The sequence below is a fragment of the Streptomyces phytophilus genome, assembly GCF_013870535.1.
Classification (GTDB): domain Bacteria; phylum Actinomycetota; class Actinomycetes; order Streptomycetales; family Streptomycetaceae; genus Streptomyces; species Streptomyces phytophilus.
This window is the reverse complement of the sequence record NZ_JACBXC010000029.1, coordinates 1-18,655: the sequence shown is the minus strand read 5'-3', so window position 1 is coordinate 18,655 and position 18,655 is coordinate 1. Positions and strand designations below refer to the sequence as shown.

At 71.6% G+C, this 18,655-nt stretch carries 17 protein-coding genes; 4 read left to right on the top strand and 13 right to left on the bottom strand.

Annotated elements, in window-relative coordinates:
• Together H5J30_RS04100 and H5J30_RS04095 are read right to left on the bottom strand one after the other, a co-directional pair.
• Window positions 1–1,065, bottom strand: a 1,065-nt coding sequence (locus H5J30_RS04100; protein WP_258563082.1) for a serine/threonine-protein kinase, incomplete at its 3' end; no start/stop codon positions are given.
• 63 nt (window positions 1,066–1,128) lie between these two features.
• Window positions 1,129–2,121: an AraC family transcriptional regulator gene (locus H5J30_RS04095; protein WP_220188515.1), complete on the bottom strand. Its 993-nt coding sequence runs from the start codon at window positions 2,119–2,121 to the stop codon at window positions 1,129–1,131.
• A gap of 205 nt (window positions 2,122–2,326) precedes the next feature.
• On the opposite strand from H5J30_RS04095, the gene H5J30_RS04090 reads away from it, so the two are divergent.
• The 3 genes from H5J30_RS04090 (at window position 2,327) to H5J30_RS04080 (ending at window position 4,895) form a co-directional block, all read left to right on the top strand.
• Window positions 2,327–2,944, top strand: coding sequence for a hypothetical protein (locus tag H5J30_RS04090; protein ID WP_181785768.1), 618 nt, complete (start codon window positions 2,327–2,329; stop codon window positions 2,942–2,944).
• A gap of 10 nt (window positions 2,945–2,954) precedes the next feature.
• Window positions 2,955–3,542: a hypothetical protein gene (locus H5J30_RS04085; RefSeq protein WP_181785767.1), complete on the top strand. Its 588-nt coding sequence runs from the start codon at window positions 2,955–2,957 to the stop codon at window positions 3,540–3,542.
• Window positions 3,543–3,680: 138 nt separating this feature from the next.
• A complete protein-coding gene (locus tag H5J30_RS04080) occupies window positions 3,681–4,895 on the top strand; it encodes a PP2C family protein-serine/threonine phosphatase (protein ID WP_309505428.1) in 1,215 nt (404 codons plus the stop codon).
• Window positions 4,896–5,013: 118 nt separating this feature from the next.
• Here H5J30_RS04080 and H5J30_RS04075 read toward each other — a convergent pair whose 3' ends face one another.
• The 10 genes from H5J30_RS04075 to H5J30_RS04030 all read right to left on the bottom strand — a co-directional run bounded on the left by H5J30_RS04075 (window position 5,014) and on the right by H5J30_RS04030 (window position 16,052).
• Window positions 5,014–5,601 (bottom strand): dihydrofolate reductase family protein, encoded by a 588-nt coding sequence (locus H5J30_RS04075; protein ID WP_181785766.1) that lies wholly within the window; start codon window positions 5,599–5,601, stop codon window positions 5,014–5,016.
• An 82-nt stretch (window positions 5,602–5,683) separates the two neighbouring features.
• The gene (locus H5J30_RS04070) at window positions 5,684–6,676 is read right to left on the bottom strand and encodes a hypothetical protein (protein WP_181785765.1); all 993 of its coding nucleotides are present in this window, start codon (window positions 6,674–6,676) and stop codon (window positions 5,684–5,686) included.
• Complete coding sequence (locus H5J30_RS04065; RefSeq protein WP_181785764.1) at window positions 6,658–7,320, bottom strand: hypothetical protein; 663 nt, start codon at window positions 7,318–7,320, stop codon at window positions 6,658–6,660. The genes H5J30_RS04070 and H5J30_RS04065 overlap by 19 nt, the downstream gene beginning before the upstream one ends.
• Before the next feature lie 149 nt (window positions 7,321–7,469).
• On the bottom strand, window positions 7,470–8,963 hold the full coding sequence (locus H5J30_RS04060) for an FGGY-family carbohydrate kinase (RefSeq protein ID WP_181785763.1): 1,494 nt from the start codon (window positions 8,961–8,963) through the stop codon (window positions 7,470–7,472).
• A 5-nt stretch (window positions 8,964–8,968) separates the two neighbouring features.
• Window positions 8,969–9,976, bottom strand: coding sequence for a substrate-binding domain-containing protein (locus H5J30_RS04055; RefSeq protein ID WP_181785762.1), 1,008 nt, complete (start codon window positions 9,974–9,976; stop codon window positions 8,969–8,971).
• Entirely contained in the window at window positions 9,973–11,184 is a 1,212-nt protein-coding gene (locus tag H5J30_RS04050) for an ABC transporter permease (RefSeq protein WP_181785761.1), read from the bottom strand. The genes H5J30_RS04055 and H5J30_RS04050 overlap by 4 nt, the downstream gene beginning before the upstream one ends.
• A gap of 7 nt (window positions 11,185–11,191) precedes the next feature.
• Complete coding sequence (locus tag H5J30_RS04045) at window positions 11,192–12,775, bottom strand: sugar ABC transporter ATP-binding protein (protein WP_181785760.1); 1,584 nt, start codon at window positions 12,773–12,775, stop codon at window positions 11,192–11,194.
• Window positions 12,776–12,777: 2 nt separating this feature from the next.
• Window positions 12,778–14,196 (bottom strand): L-fucose/L-arabinose isomerase family protein, encoded by a 1,419-nt coding sequence (locus H5J30_RS04040; protein WP_181785759.1) that lies wholly within the window; start codon window positions 14,194–14,196, stop codon window positions 12,778–12,780.
• A gap of 31 nt (window positions 14,197–14,227) precedes the next feature.
• Window positions 14,228–15,100 carry a carbohydrate ABC transporter permease gene (locus H5J30_RS04035; protein WP_181785758.1) on the bottom strand — a complete coding sequence of 291 codons (873 nt, stop codon included), beginning with the start codon at window positions 15,098–15,100 and terminating at the stop codon, window positions 14,228–14,230.
• Window positions 15,090–16,052 (bottom strand): carbohydrate ABC transporter permease, encoded by a 963-nt coding sequence (locus H5J30_RS04030; protein ID WP_181785757.1) that lies wholly within the window; start codon window positions 16,050–16,052, stop codon window positions 15,090–15,092. The genes H5J30_RS04035 and H5J30_RS04030 overlap by 11 nt, the downstream gene beginning before the upstream one ends.
• A gap of 131 nt (window positions 16,053–16,183) precedes the next feature.
• Between H5J30_RS04030 and H5J30_RS04025 the strand changes: the two genes are divergently transcribed.
• On the top strand, window positions 16,184–17,377 hold the full coding sequence (locus H5J30_RS04025) for an RNA-guided endonuclease InsQ/TnpB family protein (RefSeq protein ID WP_181785756.1): 1,194 nt from the start codon (window positions 16,184–16,186) through the stop codon (window positions 17,375–17,377).
• Between the two features lie 47 nt (window positions 17,378–17,424).
• Here H5J30_RS04025 and H5J30_RS04020 read toward each other — a convergent pair.
• Window positions 17,425–18,655: ABC transporter substrate-binding protein (locus H5J30_RS04020; protein WP_181785755.1), on the bottom strand; the 1,231-nt coding region annotated here is incomplete at its 5' end.

Genomic DNA, 18,655 nt, shown 5'->3' with positions numbered 1-18,655 from the left:
CGGCCCGCCGCCCGTCGTCCTGCCGCCGGCTCCTACGCCGGACTCACCGCCCGATTCCGCACCGCCCGTACCCGGCTCGGTGCCCCCGCCCGCCGCGGGTGCCGCCGCGCCCCCGCGCCGGGACGTGCCCAACTCCATCGTCCCCGTACCCGACTCCGACTCCGACTCCGCCGGGGCCTGCGTCGCCGCCGGCCGTGCCACCGGGCCGCCCGGGAAGGTCCGTACGCGCTCGCCCGTGGCCTCCGCCAGCAGCAGGTCCAGCATCCCGGCGTCCGGGCGGGCCGCCACGTCCCTGGTCAGGACCGACCGCAGCACGGGGGCGAGGGCGCCCGCCCGGCGGGGTTCCGGAACGTCCTCCTCCAGGATCGCGGCCAGCGTGGCGAGGGTGGAGCCGCGGTGCATGGGGTGGTGGCCCTCGACGGCGACGTAGAGCATCATCGCCAGCGACCAGAGGTCGGACGAGGGTTCGTCGTCGCGGCCCCGGAGGCGCTCGGGGGCCATGTAGTCGGGGGAGCCGACGAGTTCGCCGGTGTTCGTGAGGTTGGTGGCCTCGCGGACGGCGGCGATGCCGAAGTCGGTGAGGACGGGCGTGCCGTCGGCGCGCAGGAGTACGTTGCCGGGCTTGACGTCCCGGTGCAGGATGCCCGCCTCGTGCGCGGCGCGCAGCGCGCGCAGGACGCCGCGGCCGAGTTCCGCGGTCTCGGTGGGGGTGCAGGGACCGCGTTGCAGGCGGTCCTGGAAGGACCCGCCGGGGACCAGCTCCATCACGAGCCAGGGGTGGGCCACTTCGGCGCTGCTGACGATGTGGTGGATGGTGACCACGTTGGGGTGGCTGAGCTGGGCCAGTGACACGGCCTCGCGCAGGACGCGGGCGCGCAGCATCTCGGCGGCGTCGGGCCGCAGCCGCAGCAGTTCGGGGTCGGGCGGGCGTACCTCCTTGAGGGCGACGTCCCGCTTGAGCACGATGTCGCGCGCCCGCCAGACGAGCCCCATGCCCCCGCCGCCGAGCCGCTCCAGCAGCTCGAACCGCCCGTCGATGAGATTTCCCTCGGCCCCCACCCTCATGTGTCGAACATACGACAAGACCCGCCCCCGCGCGGTCCGATCGGTGACCGCGCAAGCGGGGCTTCAGCGGCGCAGCGTCGCGGACGGCGGCTCGCCGTACCGGCGGCGGTAGGAGACGGAGAAGTGGCCGGGGTGGACGAATCCCCAGCGCGCGGCGACGTCGGTGACCTTCGTCGTGGCGGGGTCGGCCGCGGCCAGCTCCTGCCGTACGCGCCGGAGTCTGGTCTCGCGCAGGAAGCGCGTCGGGGTGGAGTCCAGGTGGCGGCGGAACCCGGCCTGGAGGGCGCGGACTCCGACGCCCACGGCGTCGGCGATGTCCTCGACGGTGAGTTCTTCCGCCGCGTGCGCCTCGATCAGCTCGGCGGCCATGCGGATCGCTCTGGGCGGTGCGTCGCGGGGCGGCTCGTGGAGGAGGGCGGAGTAGTTGTGGGGCTGTCCGAGGAGCAGCTGGGTGAGCAGCAGCCGCTCCATGTCGCGCATGGCCAGCGGGTGCAGGGGGATGCGGCCGCCGCCCTCGATCTCGTCGAGGAGCAGGTCGAGGACGCGCCGCCAGGAGCGCAGGGCCGGGGCGGCCATGTCCATCCCGAGGTCGAACCGGACCGGCTCCGCGACGCGCCTGCCCAGCATCCCGCGCAGGTGCCGCTCCAGGTGCTCGCGGACGATCCGTACGACGAGATGGGGACTCTCCGCACCGACGCGGATCGTGTAACCGCGGTCCACCGGGGGCACGCCCGCCGCCCCGGGGCCGTACGCGGCGCGCAGCGGCCCGTCGCCCAGCTCGGCCTGGCCGGCGAGCGGGATCAGCACCAGATAGAACGTGCCCTGCGCCTCGGGCGCGATGTGGACCCGGCCGCCGTAGTCCAGGTAGCACAGGCTCACGCGGCCGGCGGCGGCAGCGTGGAACCGGGTGTCGAACCTGCGGGAGCCGTCCAGGGAGGTGAGCCGGTGCGGGCAGAACACGTCGCCCACCACTTCGCGCGCCTGGTCGAGATCGCGGGTGCGCAGTTGCTGGAACCGGGATAACGGCAGGTACGGCCGCGGCACGGACACGTTCATGCCTCTTCCTCGAAGCACTTGCGACAGATGCAGTCTGGTCCACCGGGGACGTGAACGCCAGGGAACGGGAGGCAGCCGGGAACGGCGCACTTCGCAATGGGGACAGCGGGTGCGCCGCCGGGATAGCCGCGGGACGCCGCCGGCGGCACCCTGGTCGGCGGCCGCGGACCGGCCGGGTGAAAGCCAGAGACGACCGGGGGGACACATGCCTGCGCAACTGCCCGTCTACTTCGCCTTCGGCGGCATGAACATGTACGCCGCGACCGGAGAGGACCGCCAGACCAAGAACAGGTTCGACGGGTTCCGGAGGAACGCGCGGTGGCACCAGCGCGCTCCCTGGCAGGACCACGACGTCCAGGACATCGCCGACCGCTACCCCCGCGACCGTACGGTCGCCGTCAAGGACATGTGGACCACGCAGCTGAACCCGGGGGCGAACGGGAACAGGGACGCGATCCTGGGCGGCATCAGGAAGAACGTGGGCCGGTCGAGCTGCATGGTCGCGCTCCTGGCCCGCGACCCCCGGTACCTGGTCGCGGACCGCCGCAACGCCGCGTTCCTCCGCTACGAGCTGCGCGTCGCCGTCCACGCGGGGATGGACGTCTACCTCATGCGCCGGTCGGACACCAACTGGTACTCGAAGGGCGACGTGGCCGAGTACCTGGCGCTGGCGCTGGACGACGAATGGCCGGGGCGGGGCCACAAGCCGCGCCTCCGGGTCGCCCCCGACCGCGAGATCGAGTGCTGGGACTCCCGGAAGTGGGCGTACCCGGGGATGAGCAGCTTCCTGGACCGGCAGCTCTCCGCCCGCAAGCGGCGGTGACGGCCCGAGCGTGGCAGCAGCCGTCATCAGCGCGTGCACGACCGTCGTCGTCGCCGCTCTCGTCTTCGCACTGAACCAGTACGCGCAGATGCGGGCCGAACGGCGCCAGGCCCGTCTGCTGCGCGTCAACACGCAGCTGAGGGAGCTGTACGGCCCGCTGTACGTGCTCGTCGACGTCAACGAGTGCATCTACCAGGGCCTCATGGCGGCCGGCCTGCCCGGCAGGGGGGACCGCACGAAGGACACCCTCGCGGTCGGCTGGACGAAGTGGCTCGACCACGCGCTGTTTCCCGCGAACGTGAAGATGCGCGACCTGATCCTCTCGAACGGGGACCTGCTGCGGGAGGAGGCCATGCCCGACGAGCTGCGCATGTTCTGCGCCCACGTCTCCTACGCCGAGGTGTCCCGCGCCGCGGGCACGCAGGGGGCCGAGGCGGACGGCGCGTACATCGGGCATCCCGGCGACGTCTACCCGGCCTACGTGCGCGGTGCGTACGCGGCACTCAAACGCGAGCAGCAGGAACTGCTGACCGCCGACGAGCGGGAGAGCCGTTTCCGCCTACGCCACCGGCCCCGCCACCGGCCGCCGCGGGCGTGAGCCCCCGGCCCGGAGGCCGACCCCCGACGACCCACGGTCGGCCGCGCACGACGGGCAGATCCCGCGTCCAGTCCCTACCGTGAAGACATACGCGACCGGAACGCACGAGGCGCGGGCAGGCGGACGGAGAACGGACCCGTGATCGACTACCAGGCCGTCTTCCAGGCCCTGCCGAACGCGGTGGCGCTGCTGACCACGGACCTGGTCTACGTGGACGCCAACGATGCGTACTGGTCGATGTCGGGGCGCACCCGCAGGCAGGTGATCGGCCGCTACGTGTTCGACGTCTTCCCCGACAACCCCGACGACCCCGGGGCGAGCGGGACGCGCAACCTGGCCGCCTCCCTGCGCCGGGCCGCGGCCACCGGGCAGCGCGACGCCATGGCCCTCCAGCGCTACGACGTGGAGTCCCCCGACCGGCCCGGGGTGTGGGAGGAGCGGTACTGGAGCCCGGTGAACGTGCCCGTCTTCGCGCCGGACGGGACCGTGGCCCTGCTGCTGCACCGGGTCGAGGAGGTCACCGAACTCATCCGGGCCCGCGGTGGCCGGGACCGCAGCCAGGTCCTCGAAGCCGAGCTGTACGCCCGGGCCCGGGAACTGCAGGAGGTCAACGAGCGCCTGCGCCTGGCCCACGCGCACGAACACGAGGTCGCGCTCCAGCTTCAGGAGGCGATGCTGCCCGCGCCCAGTCCGCTCGGCCGCCACCGCGCCGCCGTGCGCTACCGGCCCGCGGTCGCGTCGCTGAACGTCTGCGGCGACTGGTACGACATCGTCGACCGCCCCGGCGGCAACCGCACGGTCGTGACCGTCGGCGACGTGGTCGGCCACGGGCTGCGGGCGGCCGGTGTCATGGGGCAGCTCCGCAGCGCGCTCTCCGCCGCCTCGCTCGTCGCGGACGGCCCCGCCCAGGCCCTGGAGGTGCTCGGCCGGTACGCCAGGTCCGTCGACGACCACGAGGCCACCGCCACCGCCGCCTCCGTGTTCATCGACTGGGCCGGCCAGTCCCTCACGTACAGCAGCGCCGGCCACCTCCCCCCGGTGCTCTGGCACCCGGACGGCACCGTCACCTACCTCGACCAGGCCACCGATCCGCCCCTCGGCGCGCGCCCCGAGCACGCCGACCGCCCCGAGGCCGGCGTGACGTTCACCGAGGACTGCGTCCTCGTCCTGTACACCGACGGCCTGGTCGAGCGGCGGCACGAGGACATCGACGTCAGCCTGGCCCGGCTGGCCGACTCGATCGCCCGCCACGGCACCGAGGATCCGGAACGGCTCGCCGACGCGCTGCTGGCCGACCTCCTCCCCCCTGCCGGCCTCACCGACGACACCGCGCTGGTCGTCGTCCGCCTGTAGGCGGCGGCGGCGCCCGCCGCGTCGGTGGCCCGTTCGGGTGACCACGCACTTCACGCGGCACTTCACACGCGGAGGCGTCTTCCGGGAGGGCGCGCCGCCGCCCGGTCCGCCCCGCTTCTCACCGGTCGTACGTGAGGAACACCGCCCCGCTCTCCAGCACCTCGTGCCCCGCCAGCTTCCACACCCGCGGGTCGAACGCCGCCTCGCGGCCGAACAGCGGGATCCCCGCGCCCGTCGTCAGCGGCCCCAGCTTGACGATCAGCCGGTCGATCTCCCCGTACAGCGCCCCGGCCAGCGCGCCGCCGCCGATGAGCCAGATGTCCTTGCCGTCCTCGCGCTTCAGCTCCGCCACCCGCGCCGCCGGATCCCCGGCGACCACCTCGACGGCCTCGGCCGGGCTCTCGCCCAGCGTCGTGGAGAACACCAGGTGCCGCAGGTGCGGGTACGCGTCGGGCACGCCGGCCGCCAGCCCGATCTCGTACGACTTGCGGCCCTCCAGGACCGTGTCGAAGTGGCTGCCCTCCGCCGTGACGTCCAGCGCCTCGCGGGCCATGACGGGCAGCGTCTCGGGGTAGTGCGCGATGAGGTACTGCACGTAGTCGGCGGGGACGGGCCAGAAGCCGCCCGGTCCGGTGGGGTCGGAGCCGTCCGGGCCGGCGATGAAGCCGTCGACGGTGCCGGCGATGTAGTAGACGAGCTTGCGCATGACGGTTTCCTTCGTTCGGCACAGTGCGAGGCGCCCCCGGCCTCTCCGGCCGGGGGCGCCTCGATCAGAATAAAGAACCAGGTCAGCGGACGACCGTCTGGATCTCCTTCACGGTCACTTCCTGCTCGGAGACCGACAGCCCGTCGGGCAGATCGCCGTTCGCGGGCTCCCCGTCGGGGCTCGCCGTCGGGTTCCACGTGACGTCCCAGACGATCTGGGCCTCCATCGGGTACGTACCCTCGCCGGACGACTTGCGGTACGTGATGTTGCAGCCGGCGCCCTCGCTGTTGACCTCGTAGCCGCCGTCCGCCTCGACCAGGTCGTACGTGCAGGACGACGGCTCCGCGTACTCCGTGCCCGCGTCGATGCGCAGCGAGACCGGCTCGGCGACGGTCGTGGCCGCGATGTTGACGCCCGCCTCCGCGTTGACGAGGCTCGCCGTCGTCCAGACGCGGTCCAGCGGCTCGCTGAACTCGATCTTCGTGGGCAGGTTCACCACGTTGCGGTCCTCGTCGGGCTTGAGGTCCACCGGCGGCGCCGGGAGCTTGGTCCTGTCGTACGCCAGCCCCGCGAGGATCTCCGGGTCGACGGCCTCGGCCGGCGGGTCGGGGTCGCCGCGGTCCACCCAGATCCACAGCTCGCCGATCTCACAGGAGCGCGGCGACATGACGGGGGTGCGCTCCCACCACATGCCGTCCTTGTCCTTGTGGGCGTCGGTCTCCTCTTCGCGATTCTCCGCGGTGTCGTGGTCGATGCCCTCCAGCGGGCCCTTCTCCTCCATCTCCTCGTTGTGCTTGGCCAGCGCGTCGTTGGTGTACCGGGGCTCGAACCAGCACACCGGCGGCGACCAGTTGCCGGACGAGCTGGTCATCGGCTGGCCGCCGCCGGGGCTGTGGTACTCGTACCGCACGCTGGAGCCGATGTCGCCGTTGCCGGTGTCGGCGCCGGGTGTGACGGTCGGGCTCTCCCGGTCGGCCGCCGCGCCGCCCGCCGAGGCGATCAGCAGGCCGCAGGCCAGCGCGGCGACCGTCACGGCCGCGCGCGTCCCGTGTGGTGTCAGGCTTCGTCGCGACATTCCTTGCTCCCCCTGGTTGCCTGGTAGTCCACGACCTTCCAGCCGCCGCCGCTCTTCTCCATCGTGGCGCGCGCGTCGATGTAGGAGTTGAGCGTGGTCGGGGTCTTGTCGACCTTCCCGCTCTCGGCGTTCTTCAGATACGCCCCGCTCTGGTCCTCGCAGTACGCGACGACGGCGCGGCCGTCCTGCACCGAGGTGACCTCGCGGAAGTAGAAGGTGTCGAGCCCGGTGATGGTGACGCCGTCCTTGCGGTACTCGGCGAAGTCGGCCTCGAACGTCGCGGCGGCCTCGCCGGCCCAGTACCGCGAGAAGTTCGGCGTCGCCTCGGTCGCCGCGTACGCCTCCTGCTGGGCCATCAGCGCGTAGCCGTGGTCCCGCAGGATCGCGTCCTTCTGCCCGTCGCCCGTGGCGTCCTCGGCGACCTCGACCTTCACGTCGTCCGGGAGGTCGAACCGCGGGGCGCCGGGGTCTTTTTCGGACGGCTCGGCGGACGGCTCGTCGTCGCCCGACCGCGCGCCCTCGATCTTGTCGCCGGACGACGAACCCCCGTCGTCACCGCCGCAGCCGGCCAGCAGCAGCGCGGCTGCGACCGCCGCGGCGGCGGCCACCGCGCCCGTGCCCGTACCGTTCCTACGCGCTCTCATCGTGCGGTTCCCTCCGTCGCTTCTGGGAGGGGAGCCACCTGCCCCCGTCGTGCCTCAACGAGATTAGCGAAACAAGGTCGCGTCTTCGATGGCAGGAAAGCAACCATGCAGTCACAGACGCGTGATAGCGGCCTGCGGCCCGGCCCCGGTCAGGCGTCCGCGTGCTGGCGGGCGGCGAGCGCGTGCGCGATGTCCTTCGTCGCCGGATAGAGGTCCAGGTAGTGGCCGTAGAGCTGGGCGTAGACGCGGCCCGCGGCGGGGTCAGGGGTGACCGTCGACTCGACGGGGTTCCAGCCGGCGATGTCCTGCGGGGACGCCGTACCGGCGCCGACGGCGGCAAGGAATGCGTCACCGTACGCGGCGCCGACGAGGTGGCGGGGGATCTGCTGCTCCCGGCCGGTGACGTCGGAGACGATCTGCGTCCACAGCTCGCGGGCGCCGCCGCCGACCGCGACGAGCCGGGCCGGTGCCCCGCCGGCCTCGGTCATCGCGGCGAGGTTGTGGCGGACGCCGTACGCGGTGGCCTCCAGCGCGGCGCGGTAGAGGTGGCCGCGGGTGTGGCGCAGGGTGAGGCCGTGGAGGAGGCCGCGGGCGTCGGGGTCGAAGAGCGGGGTGCGTTCGCCCGCGAAGTACGGGAGCATCAGCAGCCCTTCGGCGCCCGGCGGGACGGCGGCGGCCTCGGCGGCGAGGGTGGCGTAGTCGGAGCCGGTGAGGTCGCGCAGCCAGCCGGTGACGGCGCCGGAGGTGGCCATGCCTGCGGCCAGGCAGTACGTGCCGGCGAACGCCCCCGCCGTACCCCACAGCTTCGGGCTGGACACCGGCTGCTCGACGACGTTGACCAGGAACATCGTCGTGCCGTACATCAGCATCAGGTCCCCCGCGCCGGTGGCGCCGACCGCCGTGGACTCCGCCCAGGCGTCGACCGTCCCGGCGACGACGGGGATCCCGGCGGGCAGGCCCGTGGCGGCAGCGGCGGCGGGGGTGACCTCCCCGACGACGTCGGACGGCCACACCAGCTCCGGCCACTGGAGCCCCGGCGCGACCTCCTCGCACCGCTCCGCGAGCCAGCGCCGCTCGCGCAGGTCGTACAGCGGCGTGCACTGGCTCGCGGAGTGGTGGTCCAGGACGTACGCGCCGGTGAGCCGGTGCGCGAGCAGCGAACTGGCCATGTACCAGCGGCGGGTACGGGCGTACACCTGCGGCTCGTGCCGCCGCAGCCACTCCAGCTTGGGGCCCACGGCCTGGCTGGTCAGCGGCGAGCCGCACTGCGCGATGACGGCCTCCGCGCCGTACCGGGCGGTCTGCGCCTCGATCTCGGCGCCGGCCCGGGTGTCGACCCCGTAGAGGATCGCGGGGCGCAGCGGGGTGCCGGCCTCGTCGACGGGGAGCAGGCACGGCCCGATCCCGCTGACGCCGACGGCGTCGACCCCCTCCCCCGCGGCGCCCGCCGCGGCCGTCAGCTCGGCGGTGAGCGCGGTGAAGTCGGCCCACCACACCTCCTCGGCATCGTGCTCGACCCAGCCGGGCCGCGGGGTGGCGGTGGCGTGTTCGCGTACGGCCTGGGCGACGAGCGTGCCGTCGCCGCGGACGAGCACGCCCTTGGACGACGAGGTGCCGATGTCGATGCCGAGGAGGAGCCCCATGGTTGTCAGTCGACCTTCCCGCTCATGTCGTACTTGGCGTAGACGTCCTCGGCGTTGTCCTTGGTGATCTCCACCGTGCCGAGGGTCTGCTTCTTCTCCACCTTCTCGCCCGCGGCGATGTCGGCGGCGGTCTGCGCCGCCTCCTCCGCCCCGGTCGGGTACAGGTAGGTGTACGCCATCCGCTCCTGCTGGACGGCGCGGATGCCGCCGTCGGGGATGGCGAGGCCGTCGATGCCGATGAACTTGATCTCGTCCTTGCCCGCGGCCTTCGCCGCCTGCTGGGCGCCGATGGCCATGGGGTCGTTGTGGGCGTAGACGAGGTCGATGTCCGTGCCGCGGGCGAGCCACTGCTGCATGATCTTCGTGCCCTCGGGCTGGAGCCACTTGCCCTCGCGCTCCTCGACGACCTTGATGTCCGGGTTCGCCGCGATGGCCTCCATGAAGCCGTCGTGGCGCTGCTTCTGCGGCTCGGTGGAGAGCAGGCCGCGCAGCTCGGCGACGTTGCCGCCGTCGGGCAGTTCGCGGGCGACGGCTTCGCCGGCCTTCTTGCCGATCTCGTAGTTGTCGCCGCCGATGAAGGACGTGTAGCACTCGGTGTCGACGGTGCGGTCCAGGATGATCACGGGGATGCCGGCGGCGCACGCCTGCTCGACGGCGGGGGTGACGGGGGCGGGCTCGTTCGGCGAGACGATGAGGATGTCGACCTTCTGCTGCACGAACTGCTGGATCTGGCTGACCTGCTGCGCGTTGTCCTGCTGGGCGTCGGCGATCGGCAGGAGCTTCAGGTCCGGGTGGTCCTTGACGTAGTGCTCCAGCTGCTTGTTGAGCTGGGCGCGGTACGGCTCGGCGTTGTTGGCCTGCGAGTAGCCGATGACGAACTCGTCGCCGGCGCCCTTCTCGCCGCCGTCGCCCTCCTCGGTCTTCGAGGCGCAGCCGGCGGCCAGGGCGGTCGCCGCGAGCACGGCGGTGGCGGCGCTGAGCGCTCGGCGGAGGGTGCGGGTGCTGCTGCTCATCGTGGAGTCTCCTCTGAGGCGGGTGCGGAGGCGGGGCCGGGGACCCGGGCCTTGGACGGGGTGCGCCCCGGGCCCGTACGGGATCGGCCGCCGCGTAGCCTGTCGATGCCGTTCTTGATGCTCTGCAGCAGGTCGGGGCGTTGCAGCACGACCGCAAGGACGACGATCGAGCCCTTGATGACCAGCTGCCAGTTGTCGTCGACGGCGTTCAGGCCGAGGACGTTGTCGAGCAGGGTGAGGATCAGCGCGCCGACGAAGGTGCCGATGATCGTGCCCTTGCCGCCGGCGAGCGAGGCGCCGCCGATGACGGCGGCGGCGATGGCGTCGAGTTCGTACGTGTAGCCGGCCTGCGGGTCGGCGGAGACGCTGTACGCCGCGTCGATGGGTCCGGCGAAGCCGGCGAGCATCCCGGAGAGGGTGAAGACGGCGATGATGACGAAGGTGACGTTGATGCCGGAGAGCCGGGCGGCGGTGGGGTTGCCGCCGACGGCGTAGATGTGCCGGCCGAAGGTGGTGCGGGACAGCAGGAGGTGGAAGACGACGCAGACCATGAGGAAGGCGAGGACGGGGAAGTAGATGCCGTCCGGGCCGAGGATGCCTTCGAGGACGTTGTTGTCGGGGGTGCCGAGCTTCTGGAACGACTCGGAGTTCTCGGTGAGTTCGCCGTCCGGGCCGGCGACCAGCGTGCCGACCGACTCGTTGTCGCTCATTTTGCGGTCGAGCCCTCTGGCGATCGACATCATCGCCAGAGTCATGACAAACGATTGGATCTTCAGCCAGGCGGTGCCGATGCCGTTGGCCAGGCCGAAGCCGGCGCCGATGAGCATGCACGCGGGCACGATCAGCCAGACGGGCATGTCGTGGTGCGCCACCATGATGGCCGCGGACATCGAGGCGAAGCCCATCAGCGAGCCGACCGACAGGTCGATGCCCGCCGCCAGGATGACCAGCGTGACGCCGACCGCGAGGATGCCGCGGGTGGCGAACGCGCCCACGGCGTTGGTCAGGTTGGTCTGGTTGAGGAAGATGTCGCCCTTGGTGATCACGCCGATGGCGACGATGAGGATCAGGCCGATGTACGCCTGCAGCGAGCCGAGCACCGGCAGGATCCGCCGGGCCCGCGACACGGCACCGGTGCCGTCCGGGCCGCCGCTGCCGTCCGGGCCTTCGCCGCCGGCGGGCGCCGGGTCCGGCTGGGTCTTGGTCATCTCCGCGTCAGCTCCGCGTCCCTCGAAGGTGGTGGGTGGTGACGGTCTCGCGCGCCATCGCCGCCGTGAGGACGGCCTCCTGGCCGACCTGCGGCCCGCGCGCCGGATCGCGGTGGAACTCGCCGGTCAGCCGGCCCTCGCAGAGCACCAGCACCCGGTCGCACATGCCGATCAGCTCGGGCAGCTCGGAGGAGACCACGAGGATCGCGGTGCCCTGCGCGGCCAGTTCGTCCATGAGCCGGTGGATCTCGGCCTTGGCGCCGACGTCGATGCCGCGCGTCGGCTCGTCCATGAGCAGCACGCTCGGCCTGGTCAGCAAGCACTTGGCGAGGACGACCTTCTGCTGGTTGCCGCCGGACAGGTGCTCTACGGCGGTCTCCATGCCGGGCGTCTTCACCTTCAGCGCCTCGATCTGCCCGGCGACCGCGGCCCGTTCGCGGCGCCTGTGCACCGTGCGCCACGGGGTGCGGTAGCGGGCCAGGGCGGCGAGGGAGCCGTTGAACCGCACGGTGTTGGCCGTGACGAGGCTCTGCCCCTTGCGGTCCTCCGCGACCAGCGCGAGGCCGCGGCGGATGGCGTGGCCGGGGCTGCGCGGCCGGTACCGGCGGCCGTCCACGGTGATCCGGCCGTGCGCCCGCGCGCCGTAGTGCCCGAAGAGCGCCTGGAGCACCTCGCTGCGCCCGGCGCCCATCAGCCCGGCGATCCCGACGATCTCCCCGGCGCGTACGGACACGTCCACGCCGTACAGCGACGGGCCGCCGTCCTGCGAGGCGTACGACAGCCCCTCGGCGGCGAGCCGCACCTCGCCGCCGCGGTGCTGCTCGGGGCGGCGCGGGAACAGCTCGCCGAGCGGGCGGCCGACCATGAGCCGGACCAGCTCGGCCCGGGTGGTCTCCGCCATGCGGCGGGTGCCGACGTACGCGCCGTCGCGCAGCACGGTGACGGTGCCGGCGATCTCCTCCAGCTCCTCCAGCCGGTGGGAGATGTAGACGACGCCGACGCCGCGGGCGGTCAGGTCGCGGATGACGGCGAAGAGGCGCCGTACCTCGGCGTCGGCGAGCGCCGACGTCGGCTCGTCCATGACGAGCAGCCGGACGTCGAGGTTGAGGGCCTTCGCCACCTCGATGAGCTGCTGCTCCGCGAGCCGGCAGTGCTTGACCAGCCGCCGCGGCGGCACGGCCAGGCCCAGGCCCGCGAGCAGCTCGCGGGCGCGGGCCTCCTGGGTCTTCTTGTCGACGGTGCCGCGGGCGGTGCGCAGCTCGCGGCCGAGGAAGACGTTCTCGGCGACGGACAGCTCGGGGACGAGGTTCAGCTCCTGGTGGATCATCCCGATGCCGTGCCGCTGCGCGTCCTTGGGCGAGTGGATGGCGGCGGGCGCGCCGTCGCGCTCGATGACGCCCTCGTAGTCGGGGTGCACCCCGGCGAGGACGTTCATGAGCGTCGACTTGCCCGCGCCGTTCTCCCCGAGGAGCGCGACCACCTCCCCGGCGTGCACGGTCAGCTCGACCCCCTTGAGCGCGCGCACGCCGGGGAAGGACTTGGCGATGCCGCGCATCGTCAGTAACGGCGCGGTTCCCGCGTGTTCGGTCATGGCTACGCCGCGTCTCCGAAGCCGTCGTAGGCGATGCCCAGTTGGGCGCAGACCGCGCGGAGGTCGGCGACGTAGTCGCCGGGGACCGCGTGGATGTGGTTGCTGCCGAAGCGGGTCAGGAACTCCTCCGCCGTGGGGCTCAGCCGCGCGAAGGCGTGCGGCCACTCCCAGGTGGTGGCCCGCATCATCCGCTCGTTGGTCTCCGCGTCGTACTGCTCCAGGTCGCCGCGCATCACGTGCATCCGGTACTCGCCGCGCAGCCGCGTCAGCCGGGCGAAGGTCATCGCGCCGGGGGCGGCCAGGTGCTGGACGGAGGCGCCGCCGGCGGGGAAGTAGAAGACCTCCGGGAGGAAGCTCACGTGCCGCAGGTTCTCCGCGGGGTCGTCCGAGCGGGCCGCGTACCAGGTGGCGTGCTGGCCGGAGTTGCACAGGTCCCAGACCTGCTTGTCGCTGTCGTAGTGCCGGACGTCGGCGAAGAGCACCGGGTCGCCGGAGAGCAGCTTGAGCAGCTGCATCGTCATCGCCGCGTCCATGTCCGCCTCGGTGGAGGTGACGTGGGTCTCCTTGGGGCCCTCCCAGTCGTACGGGTCGTTGAGGAACGCCTCGGCGACGTCCATCGTGGCGAAGTTCGCGGTCAGCTCCGGCTGGCCCTTGATGCCGGAGAAGTCGAGGTTCCACTCCTCGATCAGCTCGCGCATCGCGTAGTACGAGCGGATCTGCCGCTCCAGCAGCTCGGGGGTGAGCCGGTCGCCGTCGTACTGGACGCCGGCCGCGTGCCGCTCGATCCAGGTACGGGCGTTCTTCACCCGCGCCGCGTCGGCGTGCTCACTGCGCCGCACGATCTCCCACTGGTCGATCTCCTCGACGTCGACGCCGAAGACCTTCATCCACTGGTCGGTGTTGGCGGTGGCGGTGTACATCCCCATGGGCCGGCCGCCGATCCGGCCGAAGGTGGAGCCGCGCAGCTGCTGGACGGCGGCGCCCGCGCGGACGTGGGTGAGGATCCGGTCCCGTACCGCGGGATCCGCCAGGTCGCCCCAGGCGCGGGCGTGGACGCGGCCGATCTGGTCGAGGCCGCCCGCGCCGGCGAGGAGGCCGACCATGCCGGGGAACTGCGGGTCGAGGTTGGCGACCATCAGGATCGGCCCCGTCGTGGCCTCCGCGGCCAGCATGGTGAAGTGCGGGAAGGTCCACACGGAGTGGTGGAAGATCGTCACGTCCACGTGCCGCTCGGCGAGCCAGCGGGCCTGCGAGGTGGCGAGGACGTTGGACTCCACGTGCTCGGGCGCGACGATCACCTCGTGCCCGGCCTCGCCGAGCATGGCCGCCAGCTCGCGCGCGGCGCGGGAGACGTGGTCGCGTACGTCCCGCTGGACGTAGTCCCGGCCGTCGGAGATGGACAGCAGACCGATGCGTGCCATGTGGCTGGCCTCCAATTGCGTGCGGTTGTGGTTACTTGAGGCCGGAGGTCTTGATGGACTCGACCATCTGGCGCTGGAAGAAGAGGAAGAGCATCAGCATCGGGATCACCGCGACCACGGCGGCGGCGAGGATGTAGTTCCAGTTCGAGCCGTACTGGGTGGTGAAGGACGCGATGCCGACCTGGGTGACGGTCAGGTTCTCGCTGCTGGTGGCGACCAGCGGCCAGGCGAAGGCGTTCCAGTTGGCGAGGAAGAAGAACACCGACAGCGCGGCGAGGATGGGCCGGGACAGCGGCAGGATGATGCTCCAGTAGATCCGCCAGTAGCCGGCGCCGTCGGCGATCGCCGCCTCCTCCAGCTCCCGCGGGATGCCGAGGTAGAACTGGCGCAGGAGGAAGATGCCGAAGGCGTTGAAGAGCGGCGGGATGATGAGGGCCGCGTAGCTGTCGAGCATGCCCATCTCGCGGACCACGATGAACAGCGGGATGAGGATCACCGGCGGGGTGATCAGCAGCGTGGAGAAGATGACGACGAAGATGCCGTCGCGGCCGGGGAAGCGCAGGCGGGCGAGGGCGTAGGCGGCCATCGAGTGGAAGAAGAGCGCGAGGACCGTGATGATCGCGGCCGTGAAGAAGCTGTTCCACAGCCAGCGGTCGAAGGCCACCTCGGTGAGGACGTAGCGGAAGTTCTCCCAGGTGACGTCGTCGGGGAGCAGCTTGCCGTCGGTGACGGCCTCGCGCGGCTTGAGCGCCGAGGTGATCAGCCACAGGACCGGGAAGACGCTCAGCACCGACAGCACGATGGCCAGCACCGTGAGCCCGGCGCGGGCGCGGCGCCGGCCGGGGCCGCGCAGCGGGGTGGGGCGGGCGGCGGGGCTGCCGTCGGCCAGGGTGTCAGTGCTCATCGTCGAACCTCCCGCCCTTGGTCGCCTTGAAGATCAGCCAGGACAGGGCGACCATCACGAGCACGAGGAACGAGCCCAGGGCCGCGGCGTAGCCGTACTCGCCGAAGACGAACGCCTGTTGGTAGATGTAGAACATCGCCACGGCGGTGCCGTTGGCGGGACCGCCGTCGGTCAGCACGAAGATGAGGTCGAAGGTGCCGGTGATCGCGGCGACCGTGCTGACGATGAGGACGAAGAAGCTGGTGGGCTTCAGCAGCGGCCAGGTGATCTGCCGGAACGAGGTCCAGGGGCCGGCGCCGTCGATCTTCGCGGCCTCGTACAGCTCCCGGGGGATCTCGTTGAGACCCGCCAGGAAAATAATCATGTAATAGCCCATGAAGTACCAGACCGTGACCGCGATCACCGCGTACAGCGCGAGGCCGGGGTCGCCGAGCCAGGAGCGGGCGCCCAGGCCCAGCTCGCCGCCGGCCTTGTTCACCACGCCGGTCTGGTCGTCGAGCATGAACTTCCACAGCAGGCCGACGACGACCAGGCTCAGCATGTGGGGCAGGAAGAGCGCGGTCCGGTAGACCGACATGCCGGGCAGCATCTGCTTCATCAGCACGCCGAGGCTGAGGCTGACGACGAACAGCGTCGGCACCATGAGGACGACGTACTTCGCGGTGACCCCCATCGAGGACCAGAAGTACGGGTCGTTGACCATGCGTTCGTAGTTGCCGACGCCGATCCACTCGTACGAGCCGAAGCCCGAGACCTGGAAGAAGCTCAGCACGAACGACAGCAGCATCGGCAGGACCACGAAGAGCGCCAGGCCGAGGCCGTCGGGCAGCAGGAACAGCGCGGCGGCCAGCCGCTCGCGGCCCTTGCGGCCGAGGCGCCGGCGGCCCACGGGGGCGGCCCGCTTCGCGGCGGCGCCGGGGGCGCGCTGCCGGTGTGTGGTGATGCTGGTCATATGGGTTCCCTTGCGAATGCGCCCGGCTTCAGCCGAGAGAGGGAGCGGAGTTCGTGTCGGGCGGCACAGGAAGTTCCGTTCTGCCACCGGAGTAGAGGGGTGTTGTCAGTGGGAGCCGGTAAGTTCTGTGCATGTCCCGTTACCGTCTGTGCCCTGCGCCTGACCAGGTGGAGACTCTGCGTCGGCACTGTGCGCATGCACGTTTCGTGTGGAATCTGGCGGTGGAGCAGCACTCCTGGTGGACTCCCCGGCGCGGTCCGGCACCTGGCTATGTTGCCCAGGCCCGGCAGTTGACCGAGGCCCGCGCGGTGAACCCGTGGCTGGCCGGAGGGTCGCAGACCGTGCAGCAGCAGGCGCTGCGGGACTTTGCCCAGGCCATGGCGCACTTCTTCGCCGGCAGGCACCGGCGGCCGTCGTGGCGCAAGGCCGGGTGCCATGAGGGATTCCGCATCGTCGCGGTGAAGCCGGGCGATGTGCGGCGGCTGTCTCGCAGCAGCGGCGAGGTGAGGGTGCCGAAGGTCGGCTGGGTCCGGTTCCGCTGGTCTCGTGCCGTGCCCGGGGGCATCAAGTCGTATCGCGTCACGTGTGATCGGGCAGGTCGGTGGCATGTGGCCTTCGCCGCCGTTCCTGACGCGATTCCGGCGCCCGGGAACGGCACGGTGGTGGGTGTCGATCGCGGCGTGGCCGTCTCCGCGGCCCTGTCCACCGGAGAGTTGCTGCATGCGCCACGGCTGCGGGAGAGCGAGGGGCGCCGCCTTTTGTTGTTGCAGCGGCGTCTGGCCCGGTGCCAGCGGGGCTCGAACCGGCGCCGGAGAGTGAGATCCACCCTTGCCCGGCTGAAGGCCCGCGAGGCAGACCGCCGCCGGGACTGGGTGGAGAAGACCACCACCCGCCTTGCCGCGGGCTTCGATGTGATCGGCATCGAAGCCCTTGATGTGCGAGGGATGACGGCCTCGGCCAAGGGCACAGCCGAGGCTCCAGGCTCGCGGGTGCGGCAGAAAGCAGGCTTGAACCGCGGCATCCTGCGGTCTGCATGGGGGGCCTTCGCAGCTCGGCTGGAGGACAAGGCCCCCGGCCGCGTGATCCGGGTGGACCCGGCGTATACGTCCCAGTGTTGCTCGGCCTGCGGGATGGTGGACCGGGAGGCGCGCGAGAGCCAAGCCGTCTTCCGGTGCCGCGCCTGCGGGCACACGGACAACGCCGACGTCAACGCCGCACGGAACGTCAAGACGGCCGCCGGGCGGGCGGTTGCTGCACGGGAAGGGCCCTGCGCCAGCGGGCCGGTGCACCGTGAACCTCAATCCGATCTCCTCCTCTCCGCGTAGAGCTGGGGCTTCGGCTTGGAATCCCCCTCGTCACGAGGGGGAGGACGTCAAATCAGGCTCGCCCCTTGGTAGCTCTTCAAAAAGGCGTCGATGGTCTGGGCCGCCCGGTCCGCCTCGCCCTCCACGCCCTTGCCGGCGAGCATGGTGGCCTGGATGGCGTCGGAGATCGCCTTGTAGACGATCGGCGGGTAGCGGGGCTCGGCGCGACCGCCGGGGAAGATGTCCTCCTTGAACTTCTTCATCGCCCAGGAGTCGTAGCCGCCGCGCTCCGCGCCGCGCTCCAGGGCCGAGGTGCGCGGGGAGATGTCGGACTTCACGCCCGTACACCACTCGACGGTGCGGTCGATGGACTCGTCCGACATGCCGCCGAGGGCCCAGCCGCAGAACTCGGCGGCGGCGTCGGGGTTGGCGCCCTGGGTGCTGGCGCAGAACGACCAGCCGCCGAGGGTGGTGGTGTACTCGCCGCCGGGCGGTACGGGCAGCTTGAAGACCCCGTACTCGTGGTCGGGGGCGCCGGCCTTGAACGCCTGGATCTCCCAGATGCCGATCTGCCACATGCCGGCCAGGTCGGAGGTGAAGGCCGTGATGCGGTCGTCGGCGGCGGGGAGCGTACGGGGTGCGATGCCGGCCTCGACGGCGTCCTGCCACAGGGCGAGGGCCTGGCGGGCGCCCTTGGAGTCGAAGGCGACGTTGCCGGCCTTGTCGACGACCTCGCCGCCGCCCTGCCACATCCAGCAGTACCAGGTGAAGTTCTGGTAGTAGCCGGGGTCGGTGTGGAAGACGAGGCCGGCGGCGCCGGTCTTGCCGCGGATCTTGTCGCCGGTGTCGAGGAGCTGGTCCCAGGTGGTGGGGATGTCGGCCTCGGACAGGCCGGCCTTCTCCCAGACGGGGACGTTGTAGAACATGGCCAGCGGCTCGACCTCCATGGGCAGGGCGTAGACCTTGCCGTCCACGGTGCGGCTGGTGAGGCTGGTGCCGTAGTCCTCGACGACGCCGTCGTCGAGGTGGGGGGTGAGGTCGGCGAGGATGCCGCCGTTGTAGTAGCGGGTGAAGTCGCCGGGGCTGAGCAGGAAGATGTCGGGTCCGGCGCCGGCGGCGAAGGCGGTGACCATCTTCGCGCCCTGGTAGCTGACGCCGGGGACGAAGTACGGCTCGATCTTGACGTCGTGGGTGTCGTTCCAGTCCTTGATGAGCCGGTCGAACCACTTCGACTGGGCGACCATCGCGGGGTCGGACGCCTTCGGGTCGTAGAAGTGCCAGAACTTCAGCGTCCCGCCG

What these genes read in the sequence shown, in the direction of transcription:
- H5J30_RS04095 (WP_220188515.1), bottom strand. Translation starts at nt 2,121, where the DNA reads ATGAACGTGTCCGTGCCGCGGCCGTACCTGCCGTTATCCCGGTTCCAG.
- H5J30_RS04090 (WP_181785768.1), top strand. Translation starts at nt 2,327, where the DNA reads ATGCCTGCGCAACTGCCCGTCTACTTCGCCTTCGGCGGCATGAACATG.
- H5J30_RS04075 (WP_181785766.1), bottom strand. Translation starts at nt 5,601, where the DNA reads ATGCGCAAGCTCGTCTACTACATCGCCGGCACCGTCGACGGCTTCATC.
- H5J30_RS04070 (WP_181785765.1), bottom strand. Translation starts at nt 6,676, where the DNA reads ATGTCGCGACGAAGCCTGACACCACACGGGACGCGCGCGGCCGTGACG.
- H5J30_RS04065 (WP_181785764.1), bottom strand. Translation starts at nt 7,320, where the DNA reads ATGAGAGCGCGTAGGAACGGTACGGGCACGGGCGCGGTGGCCGCCGCC.
- H5J30_RS04060 (WP_181785763.1), bottom strand. Translation starts at nt 8,963, where the DNA reads ATGGGGCTCCTCCTCGGCATCGACATCGGCACCTCGTCGTCCAAGGGC.
- H5J30_RS04055 (WP_181785762.1), bottom strand. Translation starts at nt 9,976, where the DNA reads ATGAGCAGCAGCACCCGCACCCTCCGCCGAGCGCTCAGCGCCGCCACC.
- H5J30_RS04050 (WP_181785761.1), bottom strand. Translation starts at nt 11,184, where the DNA reads ATGACCAAGACCCAGCCGGACCCGGCGCCCGCCGGCGGCGAAGGCCCG.
- H5J30_RS04045 (WP_181785760.1), bottom strand. Translation starts at nt 12,775, where the DNA reads ATGACCGAACACGCGGGAACCGCGCCGTTACTGACGATGCGCGGCATC.
- H5J30_RS04040 (WP_181785759.1), bottom strand. Translation starts at nt 14,196, where the DNA reads ATGGCACGCATCGGTCTGCTGTCCATCTCCGACGGCCGGGACTACGTC.
- H5J30_RS04035 (WP_181785758.1), bottom strand. Translation starts at nt 15,100, where the DNA reads ATGAGCACTGACACCCTGGCCGACGGCAGCCCCGCCGCCCGCCCCACC.
- H5J30_RS04030 (WP_181785757.1), bottom strand. Translation starts at nt 16,052, where the DNA reads ATGACCAGCATCACCACACACCGGCAGCGCGCCCCCGGCGCCGCCGCG.
- H5J30_RS04025 (WP_181785756.1), top strand. Translation starts at nt 16,184, where the DNA reads ATGTCCCGTTACCGTCTGTGCCCTGCGCCTGACCAGGTGGAGACTCTG.